The sequence below is a fragment of the Veillonella sp. R32 genome, from assembly GCF_010093125.1.
Lineage (GTDB): Bacteria > Bacillota > Negativicutes > Veillonellales > Veillonellaceae > Veillonella_A.
In genome coordinates this window covers 1-1,138 of the sequence record NZ_NMZQ01000079.1, presented here as the reverse complement: position 1 = coordinate 1,138, position 1,138 = coordinate 1, and the positions used below count along the sequence as shown (strand labels likewise).

Sequence of the window (1,138 nt, the reverse complement as noted above, 5' to 3'; positions counted from 1 at the left end):
GTTATGGTTTGATTCGATTTCGTCTACTGCTTCCTGCCCGATGCGGCTAATCAGTTCGACGCGATACGGAACGAGATTTCCGCTTTTGTGCTGGTTGCACACCACGCATTGCTTGTGAATATTGCGTTCATTAAATCGGAGTTGAGGTGCCGCAGCAGTTGTCCGGTAATGTCCGGCATCCCACTGAGCAGACGTGAGCGTTCCGCACGAGATACATGGTAAGTCGCGGTCTCTTTCTCTGATGAAGGCGTTTACGGCTTGTTGGGCTTGTTTAATCCAGTAACTGCGGGGCTTTAAGGCGAGTTTTCGAATCTTAAGTTTATCTTTCTGTTTCTGCTCCTCTCGTCGTCGTTTCTTCTCTGCTGCTTTTTCCGCTTTTTCGCGTTCTTTACTTCGTCGTTCGAGTGCTATCTTGGTTCCACACTCTGGAGAGCACCACCACTGATTAGCGAATGCAGGGTGAAACCATTCCCGGCATTCATCGTTTTTACATCGTCTTCGCGCTGGTTTAGCCATCATCTTCTTCCTCGTGCATCGAGCTATTCGGATCGCTCATCAGTTCTGCGCAGCAGTGCTCACACACGTGAACTTCCAGCACATGCAGCTTCTGACCGCAGTTAGCGCACGTTAAAGCTCGCTCGACGCTTTCTTGTTCGTAACTTCGATTTTGGTCAATCACCTTGTTTTCCTCGCACGACGTCTTAGCCACCGGATATCCCACAGGTGAGCCGTGTAGTTGAAGGTTTTTACGTCAGATTCTTTTGGGATTGGCTTGGGTTTATTTCTGGTGCGTTTCGTTGGAAGGTATTTGCAGTTTTCGCAGATTATGTCGGTGATACTTCGTCGCTGTCTCGCCACACGTCCTCCTTTTCCTGCGGTAGTGGTAACACCCCTGTTGGTGTTCTTTCACACCGGAGACACCATCGATTCCAGTAAGGTTGATTTGGTCGGAAGCGGTTATCTTCTTTGCATTCACCGCACCGATAACATCGCATCATGCAGCTTCCCTCCCGAAGTCGAAATCAAGCTGCCCTCCAAATATTTCGCATGACTCAGAACAAGAGCCGGTATCGAATCTTTTAGCTCGTACCATGTCCTGATACAGGGCTTGATAATCATTTTCTGAATACATTTTCGC

4 protein-coding genes are annotated in these 1,138 nt (G+C 48.7%); all 4 read right to left on the bottom strand.

Features of this window, described 5'->3' with window-relative positions; translation table 11 throughout:
- A partial coding sequence (locus VER_RS10220; protein WP_238390210.1) for a recombination protein NinG occupies positions 1 to 516 on the bottom strand: 516 nt, incomplete at its 3' end.
- Positions 509 to 679, bottom strand: coding sequence for a protein NinF (locus VER_RS10215; protein ID WP_000566997.1), 171 nt, complete (start codon positions 677 to 679; stop codon positions 509 to 511). The genes VER_RS10215 and VER_RS10220, both read right to left, overlap by 8 nt.
- Positions 676 to 858 carry a NinE family protein gene (locus VER_RS10210; RefSeq protein ID WP_000113775.1) on the bottom strand — a complete coding sequence of 61 codons (183 nt, stop codon included), beginning with the start codon at positions 856 to 858 and terminating at the stop codon, positions 676 to 678. The genes VER_RS10215 and VER_RS10210 overlap by 4 nt, the downstream gene beginning before the upstream one ends.
- On the bottom strand, positions 825 to 995 hold the full coding sequence (ninD, locus tag VER_RS10205) for a protein NinD (RefSeq protein ID WP_223368622.1): 171 nt from the start codon (positions 993 to 995) through the stop codon (positions 825 to 827). The genes VER_RS10210 and ninD overlap by 34 nt, the downstream gene beginning before the upstream one ends.
- Positions 996 to 1,138: the final 143 nt, after the last annotated feature.